Raw genomic sequence first — 25793 nt, 5'->3', positions numbered from 1 at the left:
CAGATACGTGCCGTGACGCCGAAGCGTTCAGCGGTCAGTACCGCGTGATCGCCGTGCGCCCGCGCTCCGTCCCGATCGCGATGTGCGGGTCCCGCGCGGGGTCCGCCCAGCGCAGGATCCGCCGCATCGCTCCTTCGCCCACGGACACACAACCGGCCGTCGGGCCGCGCCCGCTGACGTGCAGGAAGATTCCGGCGCCCCGGCCGCGCACCGGACGGTCGTAGTTGAAGCCGACGACCAGGGCGTGGGTGTACTGCGCCCGGTAGGTGATCAGATGCTCCGCCTCGGCGGCCCGGCAGTCGGCCGCCCGGGGCTCGGTCCAGCGGTTGTAGGACCGCGAGTCGTTGTCCTGGCACCACCAGGAGTCCGGGCCGACGGGGCGGTAACGGTACGCCGTCCCGCGTGGCGCCGCCTCGATGCCGAAGGCGTACGGCAGGTCGTACAGGCCGGTCGGTGTCGTGTTCGTGCCCTGCTTGCGGGAGGCGCCCTCGGCGAGTCCGCCCGCCCCGAAGCGCGCCGGGGCAGAACCGGCCCTCACCCAGCGCCCGCCCCTGAGGTCCCACCAGGTGACCGTGCCCGTCGTCGACCCCGTCGCCGCGGCGACGGCGGTGATCAGCTGCCTGCCGCCCCCGGTGTCCGCCATCCGGGAGGGCAGCGGCGCCGACGGCTGCCCGGCGCCGAGCGCGAGCAGCGACAGGGAGAGGAGGACGGCGGTGGGGACGGCACCTGGGCGCATGGCTCAGACCGTAGACGGGGGGAGCGGCAACGGCAGCCCGGGTAGTCCGTCCAGGCTCGTCGCCACGTGCTCCTTCTTGGTGAAGTAGGCGTTCAGCGAGGCGTCGTCCTCCCGCGCGAACCGCTTGCCGTGCAGGTCCCGGTCGGCCTCGTACGCCATGAACGGCACGGCGTACCCGCAGGTGTCGCGGATGAGTTCGGCCGTCACGACGACGACGGCGCGCAGGCCGTGCGAGCCGTGATCGATCTCGGGGAAGTGGGCGAGCAGTTCGGGAAAGCGGGGGTCGTCCCGGAAGACGGGCTCGCCGCGGCCGTGGACGCGCACGATGTTCGGGGGGCCCTGGAAGGCGCACCACATGAGGGTGATGCGACCGTTCTCCCGCAGATGGGCGATGGTCTCGGCGTTGGAGCCGGCGAAGTCGAGGTAGGCCACGGTCAGTTCGTCGAGCACCGCGAAGGAGCCCTTCAGGCCCTTGGGCGAGAGGTTGACCGTACCGTCGGCGGACAGGGGAGCGGTGGCGGTGAAGAAGAGCGGCTGCTCCTCGATGAAGGTACGGATACGGCCGTCTATGCGTTCATAGGTCTTTCCCATGTCCAACGATTATGGGCGCAGATATTTCGCACGTCTAAGGAATTGCCCGGTCCGCAACCGGAGCCGTGGCCGGGACGGGGGCCGTGGCCGCCCCGGCCGGCGCGGAAACGGGGCGGCCACGGTGCCTGTCACGTCACTCCGTGAACGTGCAGGCGGCCAGGGAGTCGAGTCCGGTGGCCGGTCGGCGGTGCGGTCGATGGCGATGGCGATGCGGTCGATGGCGGCGGTGCGCCTGTCCTTGAGGGGGCCGAGGACGGCGTTCTGCACGAAGTCGGGTCCGCCCTGTCCGACGGTGTCGGTGAGGTGCTTGTCGGCTTCGTGGATCTGCCGGTCGAGCAGGGCGAGGTTGCGGTCGACCTCGGCGTGCGCGGAGGCGGGGACCGCGGGGAGCCGGGAGGCGACGTCGCGACAGGCGATCGTGCCGGGGCCCGCCGGCGTCCCGGGCTGCGCCCCGCCGCCCGGGGAGCCCGCCTGCTCCCCGGCGAGGGCAAAGCCGGTGATCACCGTGCCGGACAGCGCCAGCGCGGCGGTGCCGCCGGCGAGCGCCACGCGGCGCCTGTGGTGTCTGGGGAGAGCCCTGGACATGCCGATGCCTCACCAAGAGCGGGGGTGTCGTGGACCGGGAACGCGGCGCCTGCGCTCGGCGGGAAGTACGGGAACGGGAAAGGGGCTTCCCGCGTTCACCGCCGCCCGGACGGCTCGCGATCGCGGCTCGCTATCCGGCCGAAACGCGTCCCTGCGCAGAGGCGGATTGACGAATCATGCATCGCCCTGCATACTCATGCATATCAGCGAATGCACTGTGAGGAGAAACCCGTGACCGAGCGCGTCGTACTCGCCTACTCGGGCGGTCTGGACACCTCCGTCGCCATCGGCTGGATCGCCGAGGAGACGGGCGCCGAGGTCATCGCCGTTGCGGTCGACGTCGGCCAGGGCGGCGAGGACCTGGACGTCATCCGCAAGCGCGCTCTCGCCTGCGGTGCCGTCGAGGCCGAGGTCGCGGACGCCAAGGACGAGTTCGCCGAGGAGTACTGCCTCCCGGCGATCAAGGCCAACGCCCTCTACATGGACCGATACCCGCTGGTCTCCGCGCTGTCCCGGCCGACGATCGTGAAGCACCTCGTCGCCGCCGCCGAGAAGCACGGCGCCACCACCGTCGCCCACGGCTGCACCGGCAAGGGCAACGACCAGGTCCGCTTCGAGGCCGGCATCGTCGCCCTCGCCCCCGACCTCAAGTGCATCGCCCCGGTCCGCGACTACGCCATGACCCGCGACAAGGCCATCGCCTTCTGCGAGGCCAAGGGCCTGCCGATCGCGACCACCAAGAAGTCCCCGTACTCCATCGACCAGAACGTCTTCGGCCGCGCCATCGAGACCGGCTTCCTCGAGGACATCTGGAACGCCCCGATCGAGGACATCTACGAGTACACCCAGAACCCGGCCGTCGCCCGCGAGGCCGACGAGGTGGTCATCTCCTTCAAGGAGGGCGTGCCCGTGGCCATCGACGGCCGCCCCGTGACCGTCCTCCAGGCCATCCAGCAGCTCAACGAGCGCGCCGGCGCCCAGGGCATCGGCCGGATCGACATGGTCGAGGACCGCCTCGTCGGCATCAAGTCCCGCGAGGTGTACGAGGCGCCCGGGGCGATCGCCCTGATCACCGCCCACCAGGAGCTGGAGAACGTCACGGTCGAGCGTGAGCTCGCCCGCTACAAGCGGCAGGTGGAGCAGCGCTGGAGCGAGCTGGTCTACGACGGCCTGTGGTTCTCCCCGCTCAAGCGCGCCCTCGACGGCTTCGTCAACGAGGCGAACCAGCACGTCACCGGTGACATCCGGATGACCCTGCACGGCGGTCGCGCGGTCGTCACCGGCCGGCGTTCCGAGTCCTCCCTGTACGACTTCAACCTCGCCACCTACGACACCGGCGACACCTTCGACCAGGCCGCGGCCAAGGGCTTCATCGACATCTACAGCCTGTCGTCGAAGATCGCCGCCAAGCGGGACCTGGCGTAACCGCCTGACGACCCCTCACACGCACTAGCCTGACAGCCGCCTCCCCGCTTGCCGAGAGTGGGGAGGCGGTCGCACATCGCCATCTTCCGAGGAGCAACGCAAGTGAGCAGCAACAGCGGTGACGTACGGCTCTGGGGCGGCCGTTTCGCCGACGGTCCCGCCGAGGCCCTGGCGAAGCTGTCCGCGTCCGTCCACTTCGACTGGCGGCTGGCGCCCTACGACACCGCCGGTTCGCGCGCCCACGCGCGCGTGCTGCACAAGGCGGGGCTGCTCACGCAGGACGAGCTCACCCGCATGCTCCAGGGCCTCGACCGGCTGGAGGCGGACGTGGCCTCGGGCGACTTCGTGGGCACCGTCGCCGACGAGGACGTCCACACCGCCCTGGAGCGGGGCCTGCTGGAGCGGCTCGGCCCCGATCTCGGCGGCAAGCTGCGCGCCGGCCGGTCCCGCAACGACCAGGTGGCCACCCTCTTCCGGATGTACCTGCGCGACCACGCCCGCGTCATCGGCGGCCTGATCGCCGACCTGCAGGACGCCCTGATCGGCCTCGCCGAGGCCCACCCGGACGTGGCCATGCCCGGCCGCACCCATCTCCAGCACGCCCAGCCGGTGCTCTTCGCCCACCACGTCCTCGCCCACGTCCAGGCCCTGTCCCGGGACGCCGAGCGGCTGCGCCAGTGGGACGAGCGCACCGCCGTGTCCCCGTACGGCTCGGGCGCCCTGGCCGGTTCCTCCCTCGGCCTGGACCCGGAGGCGGTCGCCGAGGACCTCGGCTTCGAGCACGGCAGCTCCGCCAACTCGATCGACGGCACGGCCTCCCGCGACTTCGTCGCCGAGTTCGCCTTCATCACCGCGATGATCGGCGTCAACGTCTCCCGGATCGCCGAGGAGATCATCATCTGGAACACGAAGGAGTTCTCCTTCGTCACGCTGCACGACGCGTTCTCCACGGGCTCGTCGATCATGCCGCAGAAGAAGAACCCGGACATCGCCGAGCTGGCCCGCGGCAAGTCCGGCCGCCTGATCGGCAACCTCACCGGCCTGATGACCACCCTCAAGGCCCTGCCGCTCGCGTACAACCGCGACCTCCAGGAGGACAAGGAGCCGGTCTTCGACTCCATCGACCAGCTGGAGATCCTGCTCCCGGCCTTCACCGGCATGATGGCCACCCTCACCGTGCACCGCGAGCGCATGGAGGCGCTGGCCCCGGCGGGCTTCTCCCTCGCCACCGACATCGCCGAGTGGCTGGTCCGCCAGGGCGTGCCGTTCCGCGTGGCGCACGAGGTGGCCGGCGAGTGCGTCAAGGTCGCCGAGGCCGAGGGCAAGGAGCTCGACGACCTCACAGACGAACAGTTCGCCAAGATCTCCTCCCATCTGACTCCGCAGGTGCGCTCCGTGCTCAACGTCCCCGGCGCCCTGGCCTCCCGCAACGGCCGGGGCGGCACGGCACCTGAGGCGGTCGCCGTCCAGCTGGCCGAGGTGAAGGCGGACGTGGCGGCGCAGCACGAATGGGCCACGGCCAGGCGCGGCTAGGTGTGCTGTCGCGGCAGGATGGTGACCCTCCGCTTCGGCGCCCTCCTCCGCCTTGCAGGTGCACGCACCAGAACCTGCTCACGGTGGTGACAGGGCGGCGTCGCCTCCCTGTGCCCTGATCCGACCGACAGGTCCCGGCGTCCCGCAGTTCCCGGAAGGGCGCGCTCCGGGCCCTTCGTGCTGCTCCGGGGGAGGGCGCTCCCCGCCGCAGCCGGGCCCACTCGCACGGTGCCGACCCGCACGGGTAACGGTAAGGATTCGGCCACTGGCCGAATCCTTGACTTCCCCCTACTCGGAAGTAAGTATTCCGATTCCTGGTCGGCAATGCCGAACGCCGGTCGATCATGGTCGAGCACGAAAGGGACACCATGCGCGCGAGACACCGCAGAAGAACCGCCCGCCGCCTCCTCGCCGCCGCCGCGACCGCCGCCCTGTGCGCCCTCGGTCTCACGGCCCCCGCGAGCGCCGCCACTCCGCCGCCCGGCGCCAACGACTGGTCCTGCAAGCCGGATTCTGCTCATCCGCAGCCCGTGGTCCTGGTGAACGGCACCTTCAAGACCTCGTACGAGAACTGGCTGACCCTCGCGCCCGCCCTCGCGGACGCCGGTTACTGCGTCTTCACCTTCGAGTACGGCGACCTGGCGACCGCGCCGGTCACCGACTCCGCCGTCGAGCTGCGCGACTTCGTGAACGCCGTGCTCGGCGCCACCGGCGCCAGGAAGGTCGACCTCGTCGGCCACAGCCAGGGCGGCATGATGCCCCGCTACTACGTCAAGTTCCTGGGTGGCGCCACCAAGGTCGACGACCTCGTCGGCATCGTGCCCTCCAACCACGGCACCACCAACCCGCTCGCCCTCGCGGCCGGTGCCACCCTCTGCCCTTCCTGCGTCGACCAGACCGCCGGCTCGGACTTCCTGCAGCAGCTCAACGCCGACCCCGAGACCCCCGTCGGCCCCGACTACACGGCGATCGCCACCAAGTACGACCAGGTCGTGCTGCCGTACACCAGCTCCTTCCTGGAAGGGCCCGCTTCCTACGTCACCAACATCCTGCTCCAGGACCGCTGCCCGCTCGACCTCACCGAGCACGACCAGGCGCCCAAGTCCGCGCTGGTCCGGCAGTGGGTGCTCAACGCCCTCGGGCGCAACGGGCCCGCCGACCCGGCCTTCGTGCCGCGCTGCCTCAGCGCGGGCTGAGGCGACGGGCGTCGGTAGATTGGTGCGGGTTACCCGTCCGCCGACCGTGCACGGAGCCCGCCATGCCGTTCAGCCGTCTGGCTGCCGCGACCACCCCCACCGCCCACCTGGGGCTCGGCCTGGCCGCAGTGGGCCGCCCGGGGTACATCAACCTCGGCCGGGAGCGCGACCTCCCGGCCGAGCGCACCGTCGACACCCTGCGCACCCGCACCCACGAACTCCTCGACGCCGCCTACGCCCAGGGCGTCCGCTACATCGACGCCGCCCGCTCCTACGGCCGCTCCGAGGAGTTCCTCGCGGCCTGGCTGCGCGCCCGCCCCGACGCGGACGACGTCGTCGTGGGCAGCAAGTGGGGCTACACCTACACCGCCGACTGGTCCACCGACGCCGAGCACCACGAGATCAAGGACCACTCCCTCGCCACGTACGAGCGCCAGCGGGCCGAGACCGGCGCGCTGCTCGGGGACCGCCTCGACCTCTACCAGATCCACTCGGTGACCCCGGACAGCCCGGCCCTCACCGACAAGCGGCTCCATGAACGCCTCGCCGAAGCCGCCGCCGACGGCATCACCATCGGCTTCTCCACCAGCGGACCGGAACAGGCCGACGCGATCCGCGCGGCGCTCGCCGTGGCCGTCGACGGCGAACCCCTCTTCCGCACCGTCCAGTCCACCTACAACCTCCTCGACGTCTCGGCCGGTCCCGCGCTCGGCGAGGCCCACGAGGCCGGCCTCACGGTGATCGTCAAGGAGGGCATGGCCAACGGCCGGCTCGCCGGACCGCACGCACCCGAGGTGCTGCGGACCGTGGCAGCGGAGACCGGTCTGGCCTGTGACGCGGTCGCCCTCGCCTTCGTCCTGCGCCAGCCGTGGGCCGGCGTGGTCCTCTCGGGCGCGGCGACGCTCCACCAACTCGCCTCCAACCTGCACGCCGCGGCCGTCGACCTCGACGACGACCAGATCCTCCGCCTCGCCACCCTGATCGAGGACCCGCGCGCCTACTGGGAGCGGCGCGGACGGCTCGCCTGGCACTGAGACCACACCGGCCACGTCGACAGCCGTGAGACGTGCGCGCCCGATGTGAGACATGAGTGTCTCAAGTGCGCTATGGTCGTCTCATGGCTGTCGATCGTGACCACGTGCTGCGCCAGGCCGCGGCCCTGCTGACCCGCAAATCCACCGCGACCATGGACGAGGTCGCCAAGGCCGCCGGGATCAGCCGGGCCACGCTGCACCGGCACTTCGCCGGACGCGACGCGCTGGTGCGCGCCCTGGAGTCGCTCGGCATCGCCGAGTGCGAGGCGGCGCTCGACGCGGCCCGCCCGGAGGAAGGTCCCGCGGCCGATGCCGTTCGGCGCCTGGTGCGTGCCGTCGAGCCCGCCGCCGGACTGCTCGCCTTCCTGTACTCGGAGAACCAGCTGTTCGAGGGCGAGGAGCGCAACGCCGGCTGGTCCCGCCTGGACGACCGCGTGGAGGCGCTGTTCCGGCGCGGTCAGCAGGCCGGCGAGTTCCGCATCGACCTGTCCCCGGCCTGGCTCACCGAGGCGCTGTACGGCCTGCTCGCCTCGGCCGCCTGGGCCGTGGCGGAGGGGCGCGTGGCGCCCAAGGACTTCACCCACATGATCGTCGAGCTGCTGCTCGGCGGCGCACTGCGGAGCGAGCAGTCATGACCAGCACCGTACGGCCGGTGGGCGAGGACGAGACGGTGCGGCACCCGGGCCGCTGGCTCGCGCTGTCCGTGCTCGTGCTCGCCGTGCTGCTGGTGGCCGTCGACGCGACCGTCCTCGGCCTGGCGACCCCCTACATCAGCGAGGATCTCGCGCCCTCGGGCACCCAGTTGCTGTGGATCGGCGACGTCTACTCCTTCGTCATCGCCGGCCTGCTCGTCTCCATGGGCAGCCTCGGCGACCGCATCGGCCGCAAGCGGATCCTGCTGTACGGTGCCACCGCGTTCGGCGCGATGTCCGTCCTCAACGCCTACGCCACCACGCCCGGGACGATGATCCTCGCCCGGGCGCTGCTCGGCGTGGCCGGTGCGACCCTGATGCCGGCCACGCTCGCCCTGATCCGCAACCTCTTCCACGACCCGCGCGAACGCAGCCTCGCCGTCGGCATCTGGGGCGCGACCGCCTCCGCGGGCACGGCCATCGGGCCGATCCTGGGCGGCGTCCTGCTCGAGCACTTCTGGTGGGGCTCCGTCTTCCTGATCAACCTGCCCGTGATGGCCGTCCTGGTCCTCGTCGGCATCAAGCTGCTCCCCGAGTCCCGCACCGCCGCCCCGGGCCCGTGGGACCTGGCGAGCGTCGTGCTGTCCCTGGCGGGCATGGTCGGCATCATGTACGCGGTGAAGGAGGCCGCGGCCCACGGCCTCGCCTGGGCCACCCTGGCCGCCGGGCTCCTGGGCGCGGGCGCCCTGGGCGCGTTCGTCCGCCGTCAGCTCACGCTCCCGGTGCCGCTGCTGGACATGCGGCTGTTCCGCCACCGCGGTTTCAGCGGAGCCGTCCTGGCCGACCTGCTGACCATCCTAGGTCTGTCCGGCCTGGTGTTCTTCCTCTCGCAGTACCTGCAACTGGTGCAGGGGCGGCGCCCGTTCGAGGCGGGCCTGGCCGAACTGCCCGCCGCGATCGGCGCGGTGGCGGCCGGTCTGGTCGCGGGCCGCGCGGCCCGGCGTTTCTCGGTGCGCTCGGTGGTCGCCGGCGGGCTCGCCGCCGTGGGCCTCGCGCTCGCGGCCCTCACCACCATCGACGTCACCACGGGCTACCCACTGCTGGGCGCGGCCCTGCTGGTGGTCGGTCTGGGGGCGGGTTTCTCCTTCACGGTCACGGCCGACGTGATCCTGTCGTCCGTGCCCGAGGAACAGGCGGGCGCCGCCTCGGCCGTCTCCGAGACCGCGTACGAACTCGGCGCGGCCCTGGGCATCGCCGTCCTGGGCTCGATCGTGACGGGCGCCTACCGCGGCTTCAGCGGCCCGGCCGGCACCCCGCCCGACGCCCACGAGTCACTCGGCGGTGCGGTGGAGGCGGCACGCGCCCTGCCGACGGACACGGCAACGGCCCTCCTGTCGTCCGCCCGGGAGGCGTTCGTGGAGGGCCTCACCCTGGCCGCCGCCACCGGCGCGACAGTCCTCCTGGTCGCGTCGGCAGCGGCCTGGCTGCTGCTGCGGAACGAGCGGCTGGACACCGGCCGCTGACGCACACGGCCGCTGACGCACACGGCCGCTGACGCACACGGCCGCTCGCGCGGAACGCTACGCGGCCTTCGCCTTGCTCGCGTACATGTCCACGTACTCCTGCCCCGACAGACGCATGACCTCGGTCATCACCGAGTCGGTGACGGCCCGCAGCACATAGCGGTCCCGGTCCATGCCCTCGTACCGCGAGAACTCCATCGCCTTTCCGAACCGCACCGTGACCCGGCCCGGCCGCGGCAGCCCCGCGCCGCCAGGCTGGAGCTTGTCCGTGCCGATCATGGCGAACGGCACGACCGGCGCGCCGGTCATCAGGGTGAGCCGGGCGATGCCGGTGCGCCCGCGGTACAGGCGGCCGTCGGGGGAGCGGGTGCCCTCCGGGTAGATGCCGAACACCTTGCCCTGCTCCAGCACCCGGCGCCCGGTCATCAGCGCCGCCACCCCGCCCCGGCCGCCGTCGCGGTCGACCGGGATCATGCCGACGCCGGTGAAGAACCAGGCCATCAGCCTGCCCTTGAGGCCCTTGCCGGTGACGTACTCGTCCTTGCCGATGAAGACGACCTGACGGTCGCAGACCAGCGGCAGGATCATCGAGTCGATGAACGTGAGGTGGTTGCCGGCCAGGATGACCGGGCCGTCGCCCGGGATGTGCTCCGCGCCTTCCACCCGTGGGCGGAACATCAGGCGCATGATCGGGCCGAGCACTGCCTTGATGAGCGCGAAGCGGGACAACGGGCCCTCCGTGGGAAGCGGACGAACGATGGATGCCGTATGGGTCTGTGCAGGTGAGGACATTACTCGCGGCCCGGGGGGTTGCGCACATCGGCCTCATGGGATTCACCGGGGTCTTACGCACCCTTGACGCGGGTTCATCCCCGGCGGCCCCCACGTACCAGGCACGCAGCATGACCGTCACGATCTCATGCGATCACGATGTGACCGGAACCCGCCCGGACTCGCACATCGAACGCGTGCCCCCATTCATCCGTATCTATCAGACGACTCGTTACATCTCCGCCGGAATACGACGGGCCTACGCCGGACGCACGACCCGCCCGCGACGGACGTACGCCATGCAAGATCACCCGGGTGTTCGGCCCGGGGTCTCCCGCACGTCATCCACGCGCCCCTACGATCGGCCGGCACTGACACCAGCCGACGGCAGGAGGCGCTCATGGGAACGCGGCAGTCGAGGGAACGGACGGGCGGAACCGGGCGGCGGGCCCTGCTCGGCGCGGCGGTGCTCGGCGCGGGCGGAACCGCCCTCGGGCTGAGCGGAACGGCGAGAGCCGCCGACGCCCGGCAGGCGGACGCCCGTAGGGGTACCGGCCGTGGGCTGAAGAGCCTTCCGGTCCCGACCGTCATCGGTCACCGTGGGGCCAGCGGTCACCGGCCCGAGCACACCCTCGGCGCGTACCAGCTCGCCCTCGACATGGGGGCGGACATCGTCGAGGCGGGTGACCTCGTCCCCACCAGGGACGGTCACATCGTCTGCCGGCACGAGCCGGAGATCGGCGGCACCACGGACGTCGCCGACCATCCCGAGTTCGCCGACCGCAGGACCACCAAGACCCTCGACGGCGTCCGGGTCACCGGCTGGTTCACCGAGGACTTCACGCTCGCCGAGCTGAAGCGGCTGCGTGCGATCGAGCGCATCCCGGCCAACCGCCCGCACAACACCCTCTACAACGGCCGCTGGGAGATCCCCACCTTCGAGGAGGTGCTGCGCTGGCAGGACGAGCAGACCCGCAAGCGCGGCAAGCAGGTCTGGATCTACCCCGAGACCAAGCACCCCACCTACTTCCGCAGGCTCGGCCTCGGGCTGGAGGAGCGGGTGGCCAGGTTGCTGCACAAGTACGGCAAGGACCGCCGCACCTCCCCGGTCATCCTCCAGTCCTTCGAGCCGACAGGCATCCAGCGGTTCCGCAAGCTGGTGGACAACCCGCTGGTGGTGCTCCTGTCCGGCGCGGGCAGCCGCCCGTGGGACTTCGTCGAGTCCGGCGACCCGCGCACCGTCGCCGACCTCATCACCCCCGAGGGCCTGAAGGAGATCGCCTCCTACGCCCAGGGCATCGGCCCCACCCTGGACCTCGTCATCCCGCGCGACTCCGGCGGCCGGCTCACCAGCCCGACCACCCTGGTCCGTGACGCCCACCGGGCCGGCCTGATCCTCCACCCCTACACGCTGCGCAACGAGAACCCCTTCCTGCCCGCCGAGTTCCGCCGGGGCACCGACCCCGACGCCTACGGCGACGTCTTCGGCGCCTACCGGGCGTACTTCGCCACCGGCATCGACGGCGTCTTCACCGACCAGCCGGACACCGGTCTGCTGGCCCGCGCCGACTTCGTCAACGACTGACCCGCTTCGCCCCGGAGGGTGAGTTCCGGCCGCTCCGGGCAACCCCGCCCGGCGCGGCCGCGTCGTTGCGCACATGACGTACGAGCTGGTCACCGCCCTCCGTCCGCTGCTCACCGCGGAGGCAGCCGCCGAGGCGTTCGCCGCCGGAATCGAACCGGCCGACCTGGAACAGGAGGTCTGGCTGCGCCTCCTGGAACGCCTCGACGCCGACGACCCGCCGTCCGACCCGCCGGGCTGGCTGCGAAGGGCCGTGCGCACGGAGGCCCGCCGGGGCCGCCGCACCAGCCGCCGGGAACAACCCCTGGCCGGGGAACCCGCCGACGCCGGCGCCCACGATCCCGAGCGCCTCGCCCTCGCCGCCGCCCGCCGCCGCGCCCTGCGGGACGCCGTGCGCCGGCTGCCCGGCCGCTGCCCCCGGCTGCTGGAGGCGCTGCTGTCCCCGAGCGACCCGACATACCGGGACATCGCAGGGGAGTTGGGTATCTCACAGGGGAGTCTGGGTCCGGAACGTTCCAGATGCCTGGGATGTCTGCGTCGTTCGCTCACATCGGAGGTTGCGGCCCGCTGAGGACGGGGATAGGAGTGGGGGACGACAGGTGATCAGGTGAGCGGGAGGCATGCGCACATGGGCATGAGCGTGACCATCTCTGCGGCGGCCGAGCAGGACGCGGAGCAGATCTTCAGGTTGCAGTACCTGTGCTTCCAGAGCGAGGCGGCGCTCTACGGCAACTACCGCATCGACCCGCTCGTCCAGACCCTGGACTCCGTGCGTCAGGAGGTCGCCGCCGACTGCGTCTTCGTCGCCCGCCTGGGCGACGAGGTGGTCGGCTCGGTGCACGGCAGGATCACCGAGGACGGCGCCGCCGCCATCGGCAAGCTCTGCGTCCACCCCCGCCTCCAGGGCCACGGCATCGGCGCCCGTCTGCTGCGCGCCGCCGAGGCGGCGCTCGCCGAGGAACGCGGCGCCCGGACCTTCCGCCTGCACGCCGGCCACCGCAGCGAGAGCAACCTGCGGCTGTACAGCCGCGTCGGCTACCAGCGGGTGGGGACGTCCCAGGGCACGGACGGCGTACCCATGATCGTCCTGGAGAAGCAGGCGGAGGCGTACGCCGCCACCGCCTGACGGCCGGGCGCGTGCCCGCGGCCACCCACCTGTCGGCGATGTGAACGACGCTTCAGGTGAACACGGCTAGCGGGCGCGGGCCCTGCGCAGCCAGTAGACGGCCGACAGCGGCAGCAGCACGGGAATGAAGAGATAGCCCATCCCGTAGTCGGACCACACGGTCGCGTCGGGGAAGGCGGACGGGTCCACCAGGGTCCAGGTCCCGACCGTCAGGACTCCCACCAGCTCGGCGGCGCAGCACACCAGCGCCGCCCTGCGGGCCCGTTCGCCGCCGCGGACCAGGGTGTAGGTGATGAATCCGTACACCAGCCCGGCCACCGCGGACAGCGTGTAGGCGAGCGGGGCCCGGTCGAACTCGGTGGAGATCTGGTAGGCGGAGCGCGACACGGCGCCGACGACCATCACCCCGTACAGCCACACCAGCAGCATCCCGGGCCCGCTGATCAGCCGTGTCCCGTCCGGCTTCTCCCGCGTCGCGGCGGTCACTTCAGCCTCCCCAGATGTCGTAGAGCCGCACCTCGAGCACGGCCAGCACGACACCGCTCGCGGCGACCGTCACCGAGCCCCAGCGCGTGCGCTCGGCCAGCGACATGAACGCCGCCGCCGGCACGCACGCGAAGGCTCCCAGCAGGTACGCCACGAAGATCGTCGTCCCCTGCGCCGGCTCCTCGCCCCGGGCCAGCTGCACGATGCCGACCACCAACTGGACCAGGGCGAGCAGCGTGACCACGGCCATGCCGATGAAGTGCCAGTCCTTCGTGGGCTGATCACGGTAGGCGGCCCAGCCGCACCACGCGGCGAGCAGCAACGCGGCACCGCCGGTCACCAGCGTCAGGACGTCAAGCATGGCAGCGACCCTATTACGCCGGAGAACCCGCCCCGTCCCCGCCCCCGCCACCCCGCCCGCCGCCCGGACGCCCCTGGCCCCCCGACCGGACGCCCCTGGTCCGCCACTCCCGCCGACCCGTAGGGTCGGTGGCACCCGTGACCTCCTCGTCGCGCTGCCCGCCGAGCGCTGGGCCGTCGTCACCTCCGCCACCCGCCGGCCGGCCGAGGGCCCGTCTCGGCGCCGTCGGCATCCTCCCCAAGACGCTCGTCGCCGCCGACGACATCAGCCGCGGCGAGCCGGACCCGAGCCCTACCTGCTCGCCGCCGTGCACCCGGCGTCGACCCAGCCGACTGCGTCGTGTTCGAGGACGCCCCCGCCGGTCTGCAGGTCGGCCGCGCCGCCGGCACGACCACCGTGGGCCTGACCACAACACATCAGGCCCACGAACCGGCCGCCGACCTCGTGGTCGAGAACCTCTCGGCTCCGTCGGCGCCGGTCACGGGCGCGGGAGTCGCGATCTCCGTACGTTCCTGCACGCGCGCGCTGCGATGTCCACGACTGTCCAGCATCCGGACAGCCGTGTCCGGTCAGGACCAAACGTCTGGTTTACTGACCACATGACCACGACGAGCGACCGCATTCCTGCGACCGGGGCGACCATGACGCCCGGTGCTCGTTGTATGTGTCCGTGCCGAATGTGCGCCTTCTAGAGGGCCCCCGCACCATCTGAGTCTCGCGCCCCGAAGCGAGAGCCGGCTCCCGTCCGCCCGCACGCTCCCGCGTGCGCGACCGAGCCACGCCCACGCGCACCTTCTCTCCACGGCACGCCACCCACCGCGCTCGGGAGAAACCCTGCCGCGTTCCGGCTGCATTCGACCCTGATTGCCCCGTGCCCGGCGCCACGACGCGCCCGTGCACTCGACAGTGACGGAAACCCACGTGATCACCACCTCGGGCCTCACCAAGGTCTACCGCTCCCGCGGTCGCGAGGTCACCGCCCTGGACGGCGTCGACCTGCACGTCCGCGAAGGCGAGGTCTACGGCGTCATCGGCCAGTCCGGCGCCGGGAAGTCCTCCCTCATCCGCTGCGTCAACCTCCTGGAACGCCCCACCTCCGGCACCGTGACCGTCGCCGGGCAGGACCTCACCGCCCTCGCCGGCCGCGGGCCGCGCGCCGACCGGGAACTGCGGCGGGCGCGCAGCCGCATCGGCATGGTCTTCCAGCACTTCAACCTGCTCTCCTCGCGCACCGTGCAGGACAACGTGGAACTGCCGCTGGAGATCCTCGGGAAGTCGGGGAAGGAACGTTCCGGCAGGGCGCTGGAACTGCTCGACCTGGTCGGCCTCGCCGACAAGGCCGGGGCCTACCCCGCCCAGCTCTCCGGCGGGCAGAAGCAGCGCGTCGGCATCGCCCGCGCCCTGGCCGGTGACCCCAAGGTGCTGCTGTCCGACGAGGCCACCAGCGCCCTCGACCCGGAGACCACCCGCTCGATCCTCGCCCTGCTGCGCGACCTCAACCGCCAGCTCGGTCTGACGGTCCTGCTCATCACCCACGAGATGGACGTGGTGAAGTCGATCTGCGACTCGGCCGCCCTCATGGAGGGCGGACGCATCGTCGAGTCCGGCACCGTCACCGAACTGCTCGCCACCCCCGGCTCGGAACTCGCCTCCGCGCTGTTCCCGGTCGGCGGCGAGGCGACCGGCGCGGACCGCACCGTCGTCGACGTCACCTTCCAGGGGGAGAGCGCGACCCAGCCGGTCATCTCCCAGCTCTCCCGCACCTACAACATCGACATATCGATCCTCGGTGCCGCCATCGACACCGTCGGCGGCCTCCAGGTCGGCCGGATGCGCATCGAACTGCCCGGCCGCTACGAGGACAACGTCGTACCGATCGGTTTCCTGCGCGAACGAGGACTCCAGCTCGACGTCGTCGGCCAGGAACAGCCCGTGCTGGTGAAGGAGGGGGCCAAATGACCTGGTCCGACATGCGTCCACTGCTCGAACAGGCCTGTTGGGACACCCTCTACATGGTCGGCTGGTCGACCGTCGTCGCCGTCGTCGGCGGCCTCCCGCTCGGCATCCTCCTGGTCCTCACCGACCGGGGCGGGCTGCTCCAGAACGTCGTCGCCAACAAGGTCATCGGGCAGATCGTCAACATCGCCCGTTCGATGCCCTTCATCATCCTCATGGTCGCCCTGATGGGCTTCACACGCTGGGTCACCGGGACGACGATCGGCCGCGAGGCCGCCATCGTGCCACTCGCGATCGGCGCGATCCCCTTCTTCGCGCGCCTTGTCGAGACGGCCGTCCGCGAGGTCGACGGCGGGCTCGTCGAAGCCGTCCAGTCCATGGGCGGGAACACCTGGACCGTGGTCCGCAAGGTCCTCGTGCCCGAGTCCCTGCCCTCCCTCATCGCCAGTACCACCACGACGATCGTCGCCCTCATCGGCTACTCGGCCATGGCCGGCACGGTCGGCGCCGGCGGCCTCGGCGACATCGCGATCCGCTACGGCTACCAGCGCTTCGAGACCGAGCTGATGTGGCTGACCGTCGCGATCCTCGCCGTCGTCATCTCCCTCATCCAGTTCGTCGGCGACTACGCGGCCCGCTCCCTGCACCGCCGCGCCGGACGCTCGGGGGTGGCGCCGAAGCTGCGGTTGCTGAAGGCATCCGCCGCCACGAGCAAGGCTGCGTGACACGCCCCGTACGGGCTCCCACGACTCCCCGCACACCCATGTCGGGGTCGCACCACCCAGAAGGAAAGGCACTTTTCGTGCGTAACATCGCCAAGATCACCACCGTCGTCCTCACCGCCGGAGCCCTCACCCTCGGGCTCACCGCCTGCGGCTCGGACAAGGACTCCGGGTCCGGCGACGCGAGCGGCCCGCTGACGGTCGCCGCCACCCCCACCCCGCAGGGCGAGATCCTCACCTACATCAAGGACAACCTCGCCGAGAAGGCCGGCCTCGAGCTCGAGGTCAAGGAGTTCACCGACTACGTGACGCCCAACACGGCCGTCCAGCAGGGCGAGGTCGACGCGAACTACTTCCAGCACCAGCCGTACCTGGACGACTTCAACAAGAAGAACGGCACCGACATCGTCGCCGTGCCGAACGCCACGGTGCACCTGGAGCCGCTCGGCGTGTACTCCCAGGGCGCCAAGAAGCTCACGGACCTCGCCAAGGGCGCCACGATCGCCCTGCCGAACGACACCACCAACGAGGCCCGCGCGCTGAAGCTGCTGGAGGCCAACGGCCTGATCGAGCTCAAGGCGGGCGTCGGCTACGAGGCGACCCCCAAGGACATCGCCTCCAACCCCAGGAACCTCACGTTTAAGGAGCTCGAGGCGGCCCAGCTCCCGCGCTCCCTCGGCGACGTCGACGCCGCCGTCATCAACGGCAACTACGCCCTGGAGGCCGACCTCAGCCCGGCCGAGAACGCCATCGCCGCCGAGTCCCCCGAGGGCAACCCCTACGGCAACTTCCTCGCCGTGAAGAAGGGCAACGAGGACGACCCGCGCGTGAAGAAGCTCGCGGAGCTCCTCACCTCGCCCGAGGTGAAGAAGTTCATCGAGGACAAGTACGCCGGTTCCGTGGTCGCCTCCTTCTGATCCGGTCGGCGCGCCCGCCGCTACCCACGGGGTCCGCTCCGGCACACGGAGTGGACCCCGTGGTGCGGTGCGGTGCTTTCATGCTGCATGCTGGGCAGTTCAGCAGCACCCGACGGTTTCGAAGGCTACGGAGCGGCGCATGACGAGCACCTTCCCCAACATCTCCATCAGCACGGAGCGGTTGGTGCTGCGTCCCCTGGACACGGACGACGTCCCCGCCCTGGCCGAGATGATGAACGACGAACAGGTCGCCGCCTGGACGGACGTCCCCCAGCCCTTCACCGAGCAGGCCGCCCGGGCCTGGATCACCGAGCACGCCCCCGTGGAACGCGCGGCCGGCCTCGGACTCGACCTCGCCGTCACCGAGTTCCTCACCCAGCGCCTGGTCGGCATCATCCGCCTGACCAGAACCAACTGGCGCGTCAGGTCCACGGAACTGTCGTACATCATCGCGCCCTGGGCGCGCGGCGAGGGCTACGCGTCCGAGGCCGCGCTCGCCACAGCCCAGTGGCTCTTCGGCGACCAGAGGCTGGAGCGCATCGAACTGCGCACCGCCGCCGACAACACCGCCTCCCAGCAGGTCGCCCAGAAGATCGGCTGCATCAGCGAGGGCGTGCTGCGCAACGCCTGCATAGCGCACGTGCGCACCGAGGACGGCGGCTGGAGCGACGTGCGCACCGACTACATCGTGTGGAGCCTGCTGCCCGAGGACATCGAAGGCGCGGCCGAACAACTGGCCGACACCGGTGGCTACACCGCGTACACCGACTGGAACTGATTCCCCCGGACCGGTCCGCGGTGCCACCGCCGCCCCGGTGCACGGCCGCACCAGGTACTCTCACCAAGCCCGCCTCGAGCGGGACAACCGACGACGACCTGCGCAAACACCCCTGGAGACTGACGCGATGGCCGACCGGGTCACGGTGATCGGCTGGGACGGCTCGCCGCTGACCGCCGCGGCACGCTCCGCCCTGGGCGCCGCCACCCTCGTGGCCGGGGCCGCCCACCACCTGGTACTGCCCGAGGTGCCCCCCGGCGCCGAGCGCATCCGGCTCGGCAGCCTCGCCCTCGCCGCCCGGCGCATCGCCGCGCACCGCGGCACGGCCGTGGTCCTCGCCGACGGCGACCCCGGTTTCTTCGGCGTCGTACGCACCCTGCGCGCACCCGAGTTCGGCCTCGAGGTCGAGGTCGTCCCCGCCGTCTCCTCCGTCGCCGCCGCCTTCGCCCGGGCCGGTATGCCCTGGGACGACGCCCATGTGGTCGTCGCACACCGGCGTACCCTGCGACGCGCGGTGAACGTATGCCGGGCCCACACCAAGGTCGCCGTCCTCACCTCGCCCGGTGCCGGCCCCGCGGAACTCGGCCTGCTGCTGGAGGGCGTCCACCGCACCTTCGTCATCTGCGAGGAACTCGGCACCGACCGGGAGCAGGTCACCGTCGTCACATCCGACAAGGCGGCCGACCACACCTGGCGCGATCCCAACGTGGTCATCGTCATCGGCGGTCCCGCCGGTGCCGGAGAGTCCGGCGGCTGGATCGCCGGACGCGACCCGGCCGTCGGCCCGCGCGGCTGGTCGCTGCCCGCCGGGGCCTACGGCGGCGAACTCGGCGAGGGCGAGACGGAGATGCTGCGCGTCGCCCAGCTCTCCCGGCTCGGACCGCGTCCGGGGGATCTGGTGTGGGACATCGGCTGCGGCAGCGGCGCCTTCGCCACCGAGGCCGCACGCGCGGGCGCCGCCGTCATCGCCGTCGACAGCGATCCGCGCGCCTGCGCCCGCACCGAGGCCACCGCACGCCACTACGGCGTCCAGCTCCAGGTCGTCCACGGCACCGCCCCGCACGTGCTGGAGAACCTGCCCGAACCGGACGTCGTCCGGGTCGGCGGCGGGGGAGCGGCCGTGGTCTCCGCGGTCGCCGACCGCCGCCCTCAGCGCATCGTCACCCACGCCGCCACCCGCGACACGGCCGAACTCGTCGGCCGCGACCTGACGGAGCACGGCTATCAGGTCGAGTGCGCCCTGCTCCAGTCCGTCGAACTCGACACCGGGGTCTGGACGGAGAAGGAACGGAGCGTCGGGTTCCTGCTCAGCGGCGTGCTGTCGGCCCGCGACGGCTGGTCCCCTCACCCGTCCCCGTGATCCGTTTGTCGTACCGCGCGCGGTAGGCTGGCCGATCGTCGTACCGCACTCGGGCACCCGGCACTTCGTCGGTCAATGTCCCGAAACCGCACCCGTTTTGAGGTGGGTCGTGGTACGGCGCAACCGGAGGACGCGCAACGTGGCGCAGTCCACAGCGGAACCGTCGCGGATCAAGCTGACGGGACGGCGGTGCGGCCGCGACAATGCCAGTGAATGGCTTTGTCGCCTTTTTCGGTCGGGCCGTTCGTGCCGCTGGGGACGCACGCTCGTTCTTCAGTGTGGGGCGGTCGGTGCGCCGTTCCGGGTGAGCTGGTCGTAGGAGCACTAACCGATGGGCGAGGGGTACGCATGACCGACACCGGCCAGGTCCCGGGCGAGGGGCTGCCGGAGAACGCAGGCACGGTGGAGCAGCAGGGCGTCGCCGCGCCCAGCGCGTACACCTACCTCTCCGAGACCGCCGCCGAGGACGAAGACCTGCTGCTGCCCGGCGCCCGGGGGGCCTGGGGCAACGAGGTCGCCCCGCCCGCGCCCGAGCCGGTCGTGGAGACCGTGCACGAGCCCGGCCCGCACGAGATCTCCGGTCGCGACAGCGGCTCGGTCGACCTCGGGGCCGTCCGCCCCTCCGACCCGGTACCCTCCCCGGCGCCCGCCCACGCGGCCCCGCACCTCCCTCGCTCCCCCCATGAGCAGACGGCCCCGCCCGCATCGCGCCGCCCGCTGCACCTCGGCCCGCCCGTCCCCAGCACCTCCGCCACCCCGGTCCGCTCCCTCGCCGACCGAGGCCCGGCCGACGTCCCGGTCCGCCCCTCCGGCCCGCCGACCCTGGGGCCCGAATACCTCGACGTCCCGCAGACCCGCGAGGCCACGGCCCCGCAGCCGGCCCAGCCCTGGGGCGGGCGGGCCGTGCCCGCGACCCAGGTGGTCCCGGCGGCCACCCCTGCGGAAACGGTTGTTCCGGAACAGGGCCGGGTGAGCCCCGCCCAGGCGGTCGTCGCCCGGGTCACGACGGAGGCGGTCGAGTACTCCCGGCAGGCGGAGAACACGGCGGCGGGCGCACCGGCCGCGCCGACGCCGACGCCGACGGAGACGCCGACGGAGACGACGGCACCGCTCGCCGAGGCGGGCCAGGCCGACGAGGCGGCCGGGCACGTTCCGGCCGCCGGCGATGTCGGTGCCCCGGGAATCGAGCCGGAGATCGAGTCCTCCCCACACGCCGACCAGCCCCGGGGCGCCCAGCGCCCCGACCCGATGCCGTCCCAGGCGACCCTCGATCCCGCCGCACAGGCCCCCGCATCGGAACCGGCCGCCGCCGAGGCACGGGCTGCCGCTCCTGCGACGCCCCGGCACGCCGCCGCCGAGCACCTGCCCGACGTGGCCGGGCCCGTGGAGGATCCTGCTCCCGACGTCGTGGAGGCCCCGGAGACAGCACCGACCACGGCCACCGAGACCACGGACGCCCCGCAGGACGCCGCCCCCGAGGCCGGGTCCCGGCAGACCACGGAGCAGGCGGCGAACGACACCGCCCCCGACGCCGCCACGCCCGGCACGGGCACCCCCGCTCCCGGCACGACCGGCGACGCCTCCGACGGCGTACCCCACGTGACCGAGGCCCAGAGCACGACCGCCCCGGACGCCGAGGGCCAGGAGACCACCGCGACGGCTCCGGGGACTCCGGACGCGCCTGCGGCCGCCTCCTCCGGGACGCCGGGTGCGCCTGCCACGACGGAGGCCGGGCCGACGACCGCCGTGACCGCCGAGGCTCCGGAGACGACCGCCGTGACCGCCGAGGCTCCGGAGACGACCGTCGCGGCCCCCGAGGCTCCCGAAGCGACCGTCGCCGGGGATTCGGACGGCGCGGCCGTAGCGACCGGGGCCGTGGCCCCGGCGGCCTCCGGGGATCTGGAGGCGACCGTCGCGGCTCCCGGAACCGCGGAGGCACCCGCCGCCGCCGGGACCTCGGGTGCGCCCGACGCGGCTGCCGAGACCCGGGCCGCCACCTCTGCCGCTCCCGAAAACCGGCAGGCAACCGCCACGGCTCCCGACGTTCCCGTCGCCGCACCCGGCGATCCCGGGAGCGCGGGCCCTGCGGCACCCGGGACCCAGGGCGCGCCCGCCCCTGCCGCCGAAGCCGAGGCCGGGACCCCCGAGGCCCAGGCCCCCATGACCGGGCCGGCGGGCACCGAGGCGCTCCCCGCCATCGAGGCGCTCCCCGCCGCCGAGGTGGGCGCTGACACCGTACCGCCCAGCGGAGCGAGCGCCACAGAGGCGACGACCACCACGCCTGTCGCTGCCGACGCGACCGATCAGGCAGCCGCGGCCCGAACCGAGGGCGCCGATCCCGAGGACGTGGCCGCTGCGGAGCTCGCCCCCGCTGCCGACGCGGCCCCTGCCGCCGTGGCCGCGGGGGACGTCCCCGCTGCCGATGCAGACGCCGGTGCCCCCGCACCCGCCGAAGAAACGTCCGCCCCCGCTCCCGACACGGCGGAACAGGCGGGTGCCACCCCCGACACGGCGGAACAGGCGGGTGCCACCCCCGACGCGGCCGAACCGGCGGCCGTCACCCCCACGACCGAGCCCACCCCCGGGATGGACCAGGTGCCCTCACCCGACGTCCCCACCCCCGGCCTCGCGCAGACGCCCGAGGCCACGGAGCCCGTCGGGGCAGCCGACCGCGCCCCCGGACCCGTGCCCGCGACTCCCACCGAGCCGGCGCACGCGGAAGAGCGCGGCGCCCCCGCGCACCACCAGCCCGCCCAGCCGGTCCAGGGCCCGCAGCAGACCCACGCCCCCGCCGGGACGGAGCAGCCCGGACCACCCGGGCAGGACCCGTGGCCCTCCGCCCCGTCCCCCCGGGCCGGAGCCGCACCCGGCGTTCCGGCCACCGCGACACCCGCCGCCGGAATCCCCGTCGGTGCCACCCCCACCACCTCCGACCGTCCCCCCGCCCCCCTGCCGGGCGCGGTCCCCCTGGAACCCCAGTCGGACCAGCCGCTCGGGCAGTTCGTCCCCGTGGAAGGGTCCGTGCCGACCACCCCGCACCTCGCGCCCACGCCGCCGCAGCCCCTGACCCTCCCCGCCCAGGAGCAGACCGCCCCGGACGCCGTCGCCCCCGACCCCGCGGCCGGGGACTCCGACGCCGTACCCGCCGCACCCGGGGCGGACGCCGACCCGGATCCCGCACAGAACGCCGACGACCTGGCCACCGGGGGCGCCGCCGCTGAAGACCAGCCGGCGCAGCAGACGCCCCCGACGCCTCCGGCACAGCAGCAGAGCGCGGCCGTGGCCGACGCAGGCGGGCGGTCCGGCCCCGCCGCCCCCGCGTACGACGACGCGGAGCGCGAGGCCGTGCTGAAGGTCATGCGCGAGCGCCGGGACATCCGCAACGGCTTCCGCAGCGACCCCATCCCGCACGAGGTCCTCCTCCGGGTCCTCGAGGCCGCCCACACCGCGCCCTCCGTCGGCCACTCGCAGCCCTGGGACTTCGTCGTCATCCGCTCCGCCGACACCCGGCGCAGCATGCACGAACTGGCCATGCGCCAGCGCGAGGCGTACGCGAAGTCCCTTCCCAAGGGCCGGGCCAAGCAGTTCAAGGAACTGAAGATCGAGGCCATCCTCGACACCCCGGTGAACATCGTCGTCACCGCCGACCCCACCCGCGGCGGCCGCCACACCCTCGGTCGGCACACCCAGCCGCAGATGGCGCCCTACTCCTCCGCGCTCGCGGTGGAGAACCTCTGGCTCGCCGCCCGCGCCGAGGGCCTCGGCGTCGGCTGGGTCAGCTTCTTCGACGAGCGCGAGATGGTCCGCGCGCTCGGCCTGCCCGAACACCTCGAGGTCGTCGCCTACCTGTGCGTGGGCTATGTCGACGAGTTTCCGGACGAGCCCGAGCTGATGCAGGCCGGCTGGTCCAAGCGCCGCCCGCTGTCCTGGGTGGTCCACGAGGAGACGTACGGCCGCCGCGCCCTGCCCGGCGAGGACCCGCACGACCTGCTCGCCGAGACCGTCTCCCAGATCCGCCCGCTGGACGCGAAGGCGCTCGGCGAGGCGTGGGAGCGGCAGAAGCGCATGACCAAGCCGGCCGGCGCGCTCGGCATGCTGGAGATCATCTCCGCGCAGCTCTCCGGCCTGTCCCGCCAGTGCCCGCCCCCCATTCCGGAGCCCGCGGCCGTCGCCGTCTTCGCCGGCGACCACGGGGTGCACGCCCAGGGCGTCACCCCCTGGCCGCAGGAGGTCACCGCCCAGATGGTGGCCAACTTCCTGGGGGGCGGAGCGGTCTGCAACGCCTTCGCCACGCAGGTCGGCGCCGAGGTCTGCGTCGTCGACGTCGGAGTCGCCTCCGACCTGCCCGCCACCCCGGGCCTGCTGCCGCGCAAGGTCCGCGCCGGCACCTCCGACATGACCGCAGGCCCCGCGATGACCCGCGAGGAGGCCAAGAAGGCCATCGAGGTGGGCATCGAGACGGCCCGCGACCTGGTCGCCGCCGGCAACAAGGCCCTGCTCACCGGCGAGATGGGCATCGCCAACACCACCGCGTCCGCCGCCCTGATCTCCGTGTTCACCGGCGCCGACCCGGCCGAGGTCACCGGCCGGGGCACCGGCATCAACGACGAGACGCTCGTCCGCAAGACCGACGTCGTGCGCCGCGCCCTGGAACTGCACCAGCCGGACCCGGCCGACCCCATCGGTGTCCTCGCCGCGGTCGGCGGCTTCGAGCACGCCGCCATGGTCGGTCTGCTCCTCGGCGGCGCGTCCCTGCGCACGCCAGTGATCCTGGACGGCGTCAGCGCCGGCGCCGCCGCCCTCGTCGCCCGCGCCATCGCCCCCGAGGTGCTGGCCGCGTGCATCGCCGGTCACCGCAGCGCCGAGCCGGGCCACGTGGCCGCCCTCAACAAGCTGGGCCTGCGCCCGCTGGTCGACCTCGACCTGCGCCTCGGCGAGGGCACCGGCGCGCTGCTCGCGCTGCCGCTGGTCCAGAGCACGGCCCGGGCCATGCACGAGGTGGCGACGTTCGACTCGGCGGGGGTCACCGAGAAGTAGCGCGTCACCGGGGGTGGGTGGTCAGCCGCACACGGCCGGCATCCGCCCACCCCCGCCACACGCACCACCGGCCGTCTAGAATCCGCACGTCAGGGCCGCTCCAGTGCCGTAGCGCCCACCGCACGCAGCCCGTACGAGGAGCCGCACCCTCATGGCCGAACACCCCGCCTACCCCGTAGGTCTCCGCCTCACCGGCCGCCGCGTGGTCGTCCTCGGCGGCGGCCAGGTCGCCCAGCGCCGCCTCCCCGCACTGATCGCGGCAGGCGCGGACATCCTCCTCGTGTCCCCCGAAGCCACCCCCTCCGTCGAGGCCATGGCCGACACGGGCGAGATCACCTGGCACCGGCGCCCTTACGCCGAGGGAGATCTCGCGGACGCCTGGTACGCCCTGATCGCCACCAGCGACACCGGGGCCAACACTCGCGCCTCGGCCGAGGCCGAGCGCCACCGCGTCTGGTGCGTCCGCTCCGACGACGCCGACGAGGCGACCGCCTGGACCCCGGCCACCGGTCACAGCGAGGGGGTCACGGTGGCCGTGCTGACCACCGAGGCGCGTGGCCGCGATCCCCGCCACACCGCCGCCATCCGTGACGCCGTGGTCGAGGGCCTGCGCGACGGCACCCTCGTCGCCCCCCACCACCGCACCCGCACCCCGGGCGTCGCCCTCGTCGGCGGCGGCCCCGGCGACCCGGACCTGATCACCGTGCGCGGCCGGCGTCTGCTCGCCGAGGCCGACGTCGTCATCGCCGACCGGCTCGGCCCGCGGGACCTCCTCGCCGAACTCCCGCCGCACGTCGAGGTGATCGACGCGGCGAAGATCCCGTACGGCCGATTCATGGCCCAGGAGGCCATCAACAACGCGCTCATCGAGCACGCCAAGCAAGGCAAGTCGGTGGTCCGCCTCAAGGGCGGCGACCCGTACGTCTTCGGCCGCGGCATGGAGGAACTCCAGGCGCTCGCCGAGGCCGGCATCCCCTGCACCGTCGTGCCCGGCATCTCCAGTTCCATCTCCGTGCCGGGCGCGGCCGGCATCCCCGTCACCCACCGCGGCGTGGCCCACGAGTTCACCGTGGTCAGCGGCCATGTCGCCCCGGACGACGAGCGCTCCCTGGTCGACTGGCCGTCCCTGGCGAAGCTGACCGGCACGCTGGTGATCCTCATGGGCGTCGACAAGATCGGCCGGATCGCCGAGACCCTGGTGGCGAACGGCAAGTCCCCCGACACCCCGGTCGCCCTCGTGCAGGAAGGCACCACGGCCGCCCAGCGCCGGGTCGACGCCACCCTCGCCACGGTCGCCGGGACGGTCGTCGCGCAGGAGGTCAAGCCGCCGGCGGTCATCGTCATCGGCGAGGTCGTGAACGTGGGGCTCCCCGCACCGCACGCCCCGAAGGCGCAGCCCACCACCGAGTGACCAGGGGGACGCGTCCGATCCCGGCCGTCGG

At 72.7% G+C, this 25793-nt stretch carries 22 protein-coding genes and 1 pseudogene; 17 read left to right on the top strand and 6 right to left on the bottom strand.

Annotated elements, in window-relative coordinates; all coding sequences use genetic code 11:
* Positions 1–34 precede the first annotated feature (34 nt).
* From ACFYOV_RS21890 to ACFYOV_RS21880, 3 genes are read right to left on the bottom strand one after another with little or no spacing between them, the layout of a single operon-like run.
* Entirely contained in the window at positions 35–736 is a 702-nt protein-coding gene (locus ACFYOV_RS21890; RefSeq protein WP_389089903.1) for a L,D-transpeptidase, read from the bottom strand.
* A 3-nt stretch (positions 737–739) separates the two neighbouring features.
* Positions 740–1327 (bottom strand): pyridoxamine 5'-phosphate oxidase family protein, encoded by a 588-nt coding sequence (locus ACFYOV_RS21885; protein WP_389089902.1) that lies wholly within the window; start codon positions 1325–1327, stop codon positions 740–742.
* Between the two features lie 9 nt (positions 1328–1336).
* The gene (locus ACFYOV_RS21880) at positions 1337–1912 is read right to left on the bottom strand and encodes a hypothetical protein (protein ID WP_389089901.1); all 576 of its coding nucleotides are present in this window, start codon (positions 1910–1912) and stop codon (positions 1337–1339) included.
* A 231-nt stretch (positions 1913–2143) separates the two neighbouring features.
* Between ACFYOV_RS21880 and ACFYOV_RS21875 the strand changes: the two genes are divergently transcribed.
* The 6 genes from ACFYOV_RS21875 to ACFYOV_RS21850 all read left to right on the top strand — a co-directional run bounded on the left by ACFYOV_RS21875 (position 2144) and on the right by ACFYOV_RS21850 (position 9255).
* The gene (locus ACFYOV_RS21875; RefSeq protein WP_389089900.1) at positions 2144–3337 is read left to right on the top strand and encodes an argininosuccinate synthase; all 1194 of its coding nucleotides are present in this window, start codon (positions 2144–2146) and stop codon (positions 3335–3337) included.
* 102 nt (positions 3338–3439) lie between these two features.
* Positions 3440–4870: an argininosuccinate lyase gene (gene argH / locus ACFYOV_RS21870; protein WP_389089898.1), complete on the top strand. Its 1431-nt coding sequence runs from the start codon at positions 3440–3442 to the stop codon at positions 4868–4870.
* Between the two features lie 368 nt (positions 4871–5238).
* The gene (locus ACFYOV_RS21865) at positions 5239–6066 is read left to right on the top strand and encodes an alpha/beta fold hydrolase (protein WP_389089897.1); all 828 of its coding nucleotides are present in this window, start codon (positions 5239–5241) and stop codon (positions 6064–6066) included.
* 62 nt (positions 6067–6128) lie between these two features.
* A complete protein-coding gene (locus ACFYOV_RS21860; protein WP_389089896.1) occupies positions 6129–7100 on the top strand; it encodes an aldo/keto reductase in 972 nt (323 codons plus the stop codon).
* A gap of 83 nt (positions 7101–7183) precedes the next feature.
* Positions 7184–7735, top strand: coding sequence for a TetR/AcrR family transcriptional regulator (locus ACFYOV_RS21855; protein ID WP_389089895.1), 552 nt, complete (start codon positions 7184–7186; stop codon positions 7733–7735).
* Positions 7732–9255, top strand: coding sequence for an MFS transporter (locus ACFYOV_RS21850; protein WP_389089893.1), 1524 nt, complete (start codon positions 7732–7734; stop codon positions 9253–9255). The genes ACFYOV_RS21855 and ACFYOV_RS21850 overlap by 4 nt, the downstream gene beginning before the upstream one ends.
* 57 nt (positions 9256–9312) lie before the next feature.
* On the opposite strand, the gene ACFYOV_RS21845 is transcribed toward ACFYOV_RS21850, so the two are convergent.
* The gene (locus ACFYOV_RS21845; protein WP_389089892.1) at positions 9313–9984 is read right to left on the bottom strand and encodes a lysophospholipid acyltransferase family protein; all 672 of its coding nucleotides are present in this window, start codon (positions 9982–9984) and stop codon (positions 9313–9315) included.
* A gap of 442 nt (positions 9985–10426) precedes the next feature.
* Here ACFYOV_RS21845 and ACFYOV_RS21840 point away from each other — a divergent pair, with 442 nt between their 5' ends.
* The 3 genes from ACFYOV_RS21840 (at position 10427) to ACFYOV_RS21830 (ending at position 12734) form a co-directional block, all read left to right on the top strand.
* Entirely contained in the window at positions 10427–11611 is a 1185-nt protein-coding gene (locus tag ACFYOV_RS21840) for a glycerophosphodiester phosphodiesterase (protein WP_389089891.1), read from the top strand.
* Positions 11612–11684: 73 nt separating this feature from the next.
* Entirely contained in the window at positions 11685–12179 is a 495-nt protein-coding gene (locus ACFYOV_RS21835) for a sigma-70 family RNA polymerase sigma factor (protein WP_389089889.1), read from the top strand.
* Between the two features lie 57 nt (positions 12180–12236).
* The gene (locus ACFYOV_RS21830) at positions 12237–12734 is read left to right on the top strand and encodes a GNAT family N-acetyltransferase (protein WP_389090020.1); all 498 of its coding nucleotides are present in this window, start codon (positions 12237–12239) and stop codon (positions 12732–12734) included.
* A 66-nt stretch (positions 12735–12800) separates the two neighbouring features.
* On the opposite strand, the gene ACFYOV_RS21825 is transcribed toward ACFYOV_RS21830, so the two are convergent.
* Together ACFYOV_RS21825 and ACFYOV_RS21820 are read right to left on the bottom strand one after the other, a co-directional pair.
* Positions 12801–13163 (bottom strand): hypothetical protein, encoded by a 363-nt coding sequence (locus ACFYOV_RS21825; RefSeq protein WP_389090018.1) that lies wholly within the window; start codon positions 13161–13163, stop codon positions 12801–12803.
* Positions 13164–13221: 58 nt separating this feature from the next.
* Positions 13222–13581 carry a hypothetical protein gene (locus ACFYOV_RS21820; RefSeq protein ID WP_389089888.1) on the bottom strand — a complete coding sequence of 120 codons (360 nt, stop codon included), beginning with the start codon at positions 13579–13581 and terminating at the stop codon, positions 13222–13224.
* 130 nt (positions 13582–13711) lie between these two features.
* Between ACFYOV_RS21820 and ACFYOV_RS21815 the strand changes: the two are divergent.
* The 8 genes and pseudogenes from ACFYOV_RS21815 to cobA form a co-directional block, all read left to right on the top strand.
* Positions 13712–14091: pseudogene (locus ACFYOV_RS21815) on the top strand (HAD-IA family hydrolase); the annotation flags it as partial.
* Positions 14092–14502: 411 nt separating this feature from the next.
* A complete protein-coding gene (locus ACFYOV_RS21810; RefSeq protein WP_389089886.1) occupies positions 14503–15540 on the top strand; it encodes a methionine ABC transporter ATP-binding protein in 1038 nt (345 codons plus the stop codon).
* A complete protein-coding gene (locus ACFYOV_RS21805; protein ID WP_389089885.1) occupies positions 15537–16262 on the top strand; it encodes a methionine ABC transporter permease in 726 nt (241 codons plus the stop codon). The genes ACFYOV_RS21810 and ACFYOV_RS21805 overlap by 4 nt, the downstream gene beginning before the upstream one ends.
* A 77-nt stretch (positions 16263–16339) precedes the next feature.
* A complete protein-coding gene (locus ACFYOV_RS21800; RefSeq protein WP_389089883.1) occupies positions 16340–17176 on the top strand; it encodes a MetQ/NlpA family ABC transporter substrate-binding protein in 837 nt (278 codons plus the stop codon).
* 139 nt (positions 17177–17315) lie between these two features.
* The gene (locus ACFYOV_RS21795) at positions 17316–17954 is read left to right on the top strand and encodes a GNAT family N-acetyltransferase (RefSeq protein WP_389089882.1); all 639 of its coding nucleotides are present in this window, start codon (positions 17316–17318) and stop codon (positions 17952–17954) included.
* Positions 17955–18081: 127 nt separating this feature from the next.
* Positions 18082–19314, top strand: coding sequence for a precorrin-6y C5,15-methyltransferase (decarboxylating) subunit CbiE (gene cbiE / locus ACFYOV_RS21790; RefSeq protein WP_389089880.1), 1233 nt, complete (start codon positions 18082–18084; stop codon positions 19312–19314).
* A 348-nt stretch (positions 19315–19662) separates the two neighbouring features.
* Positions 19663–24351: a nicotinate-nucleotide--dimethylbenzimidazole phosphoribosyltransferase gene (gene cobT, locus ACFYOV_RS21785; protein ID WP_389089879.1), complete on the top strand. Its 4689-nt coding sequence runs from the start codon at positions 19663–19665 to the stop codon at positions 24349–24351.
* Positions 24352–24502: 151 nt separating this feature from the next.
* Positions 24503–25762, top strand: coding sequence for a uroporphyrinogen-III C-methyltransferase (cobA, locus tag ACFYOV_RS21780; protein ID WP_389089877.1), 1260 nt, complete (start codon positions 24503–24505; stop codon positions 25760–25762).
* Positions 25763–25793 lie beyond the last annotated feature (31 nt).

This window comes from Streptomyces sp. NPDC005931 (assembly GCF_042871235.1).
Taxonomy (GTDB): domain Bacteria; phylum Actinomycetota; class Actinomycetes; order Streptomycetales; family Streptomycetaceae; genus Streptomyces.
The sequence above is the reverse complement of the archived record's forward strand: the minus strand, read 5'-3'. Positions and strand labels throughout refer to the sequence as shown.

What these genes read in the sequence shown, in the direction of transcription:
- ACFYOV_RS21805 (WP_389089885.1), top strand. Translation starts at nt 15,537, where the DNA reads ATGACCTGGTCCGACATGCGTCCACTGCTCGAACAGGCCTGTTGGGAC.
- ACFYOV_RS21835 (WP_389089889.1), top strand. Translation starts at nt 11,685, where the DNA reads ATGACGTACGAGCTGGTCACCGCCCTCCGTCCGCTGCTCACCGCGGAG.
- cobT (WP_389089879.1), top strand. Translation starts at nt 19,663, where the DNA reads ATGACCGACACCGGCCAGGTCCCGGGCGAGGGGCTGCCGGAGAACGCA.
- ACFYOV_RS21855 (WP_389089895.1), top strand. Translation starts at nt 7,184, where the DNA reads ATGGCTGTCGATCGTGACCACGTGCTGCGCCAGGCCGCGGCCCTGCTG.
- ACFYOV_RS21825 (WP_389090018.1), bottom strand. Translation starts at nt 13,163, where the DNA reads ATGCTGCTGGTGTGGCTGTACGGGGTGATGGTCGTCGGCGCCGTGTCG.
- ACFYOV_RS21795 (WP_389089882.1), top strand. Translation starts at nt 17,316, where the DNA reads ATGACGAGCACCTTCCCCAACATCTCCATCAGCACGGAGCGGTTGGTG.
- cobA (WP_389089877.1), top strand. Translation starts at nt 24,503, where the DNA reads ATGGCCGAACACCCCGCCTACCCCGTAGGTCTCCGCCTCACCGGCCGC.
- ACFYOV_RS21820 (WP_389089888.1), bottom strand. Translation starts at nt 13,581, where the DNA reads ATGCTTGACGTCCTGACGCTGGTGACCGGCGGTGCCGCGTTGCTGCTC.
- ACFYOV_RS21880 (WP_389089901.1), bottom strand. Translation starts at nt 1,912, where the DNA reads ATGTCCAGGGCTCTCCCCAGACACCACAGGCGCCGCGTGGCGCTCGCC.
- ACFYOV_RS21885 (WP_389089902.1), bottom strand. Translation starts at nt 1,327, where the DNA reads ATGGGAAAGACCTATGAACGCATAGACGGCCGTATCCGTACCTTCATC.
- ACFYOV_RS21840 (WP_389089891.1), top strand. Translation starts at nt 10,427, where the DNA reads ATGGGAACGCGGCAGTCGAGGGAACGGACGGGCGGAACCGGGCGGCGG.
- ACFYOV_RS21830 (WP_389090020.1), top strand. Translation starts at nt 12,237, where the DNA reads ATGGGCATGAGCGTGACCATCTCTGCGGCGGCCGAGCAGGACGCGGAG.
- ACFYOV_RS21865 (WP_389089897.1), top strand. Translation starts at nt 5,239, where the DNA reads ATGCGCGCGAGACACCGCAGAAGAACCGCCCGCCGCCTCCTCGCCGCC.
- ACFYOV_RS21890 (WP_389089903.1), bottom strand. Translation starts at nt 736, where the DNA reads ATGCGCCCAGGTGCCGTCCCCACCGCCGTCCTCCTCTCCCTGTCGCTG.
- ACFYOV_RS21850 (WP_389089893.1), top strand. Translation starts at nt 7,732, where the DNA reads ATGACCAGCACCGTACGGCCGGTGGGCGAGGACGAGACGGTGCGGCAC.
- cbiE (WP_389089880.1), top strand. Translation starts at nt 18,082, where the DNA reads ATGGCCGACCGGGTCACGGTGATCGGCTGGGACGGCTCGCCGCTGACC.
- ACFYOV_RS21860 (WP_389089896.1), top strand. Translation starts at nt 6,129, where the DNA reads ATGCCGTTCAGCCGTCTGGCTGCCGCGACCACCCCCACCGCCCACCTG.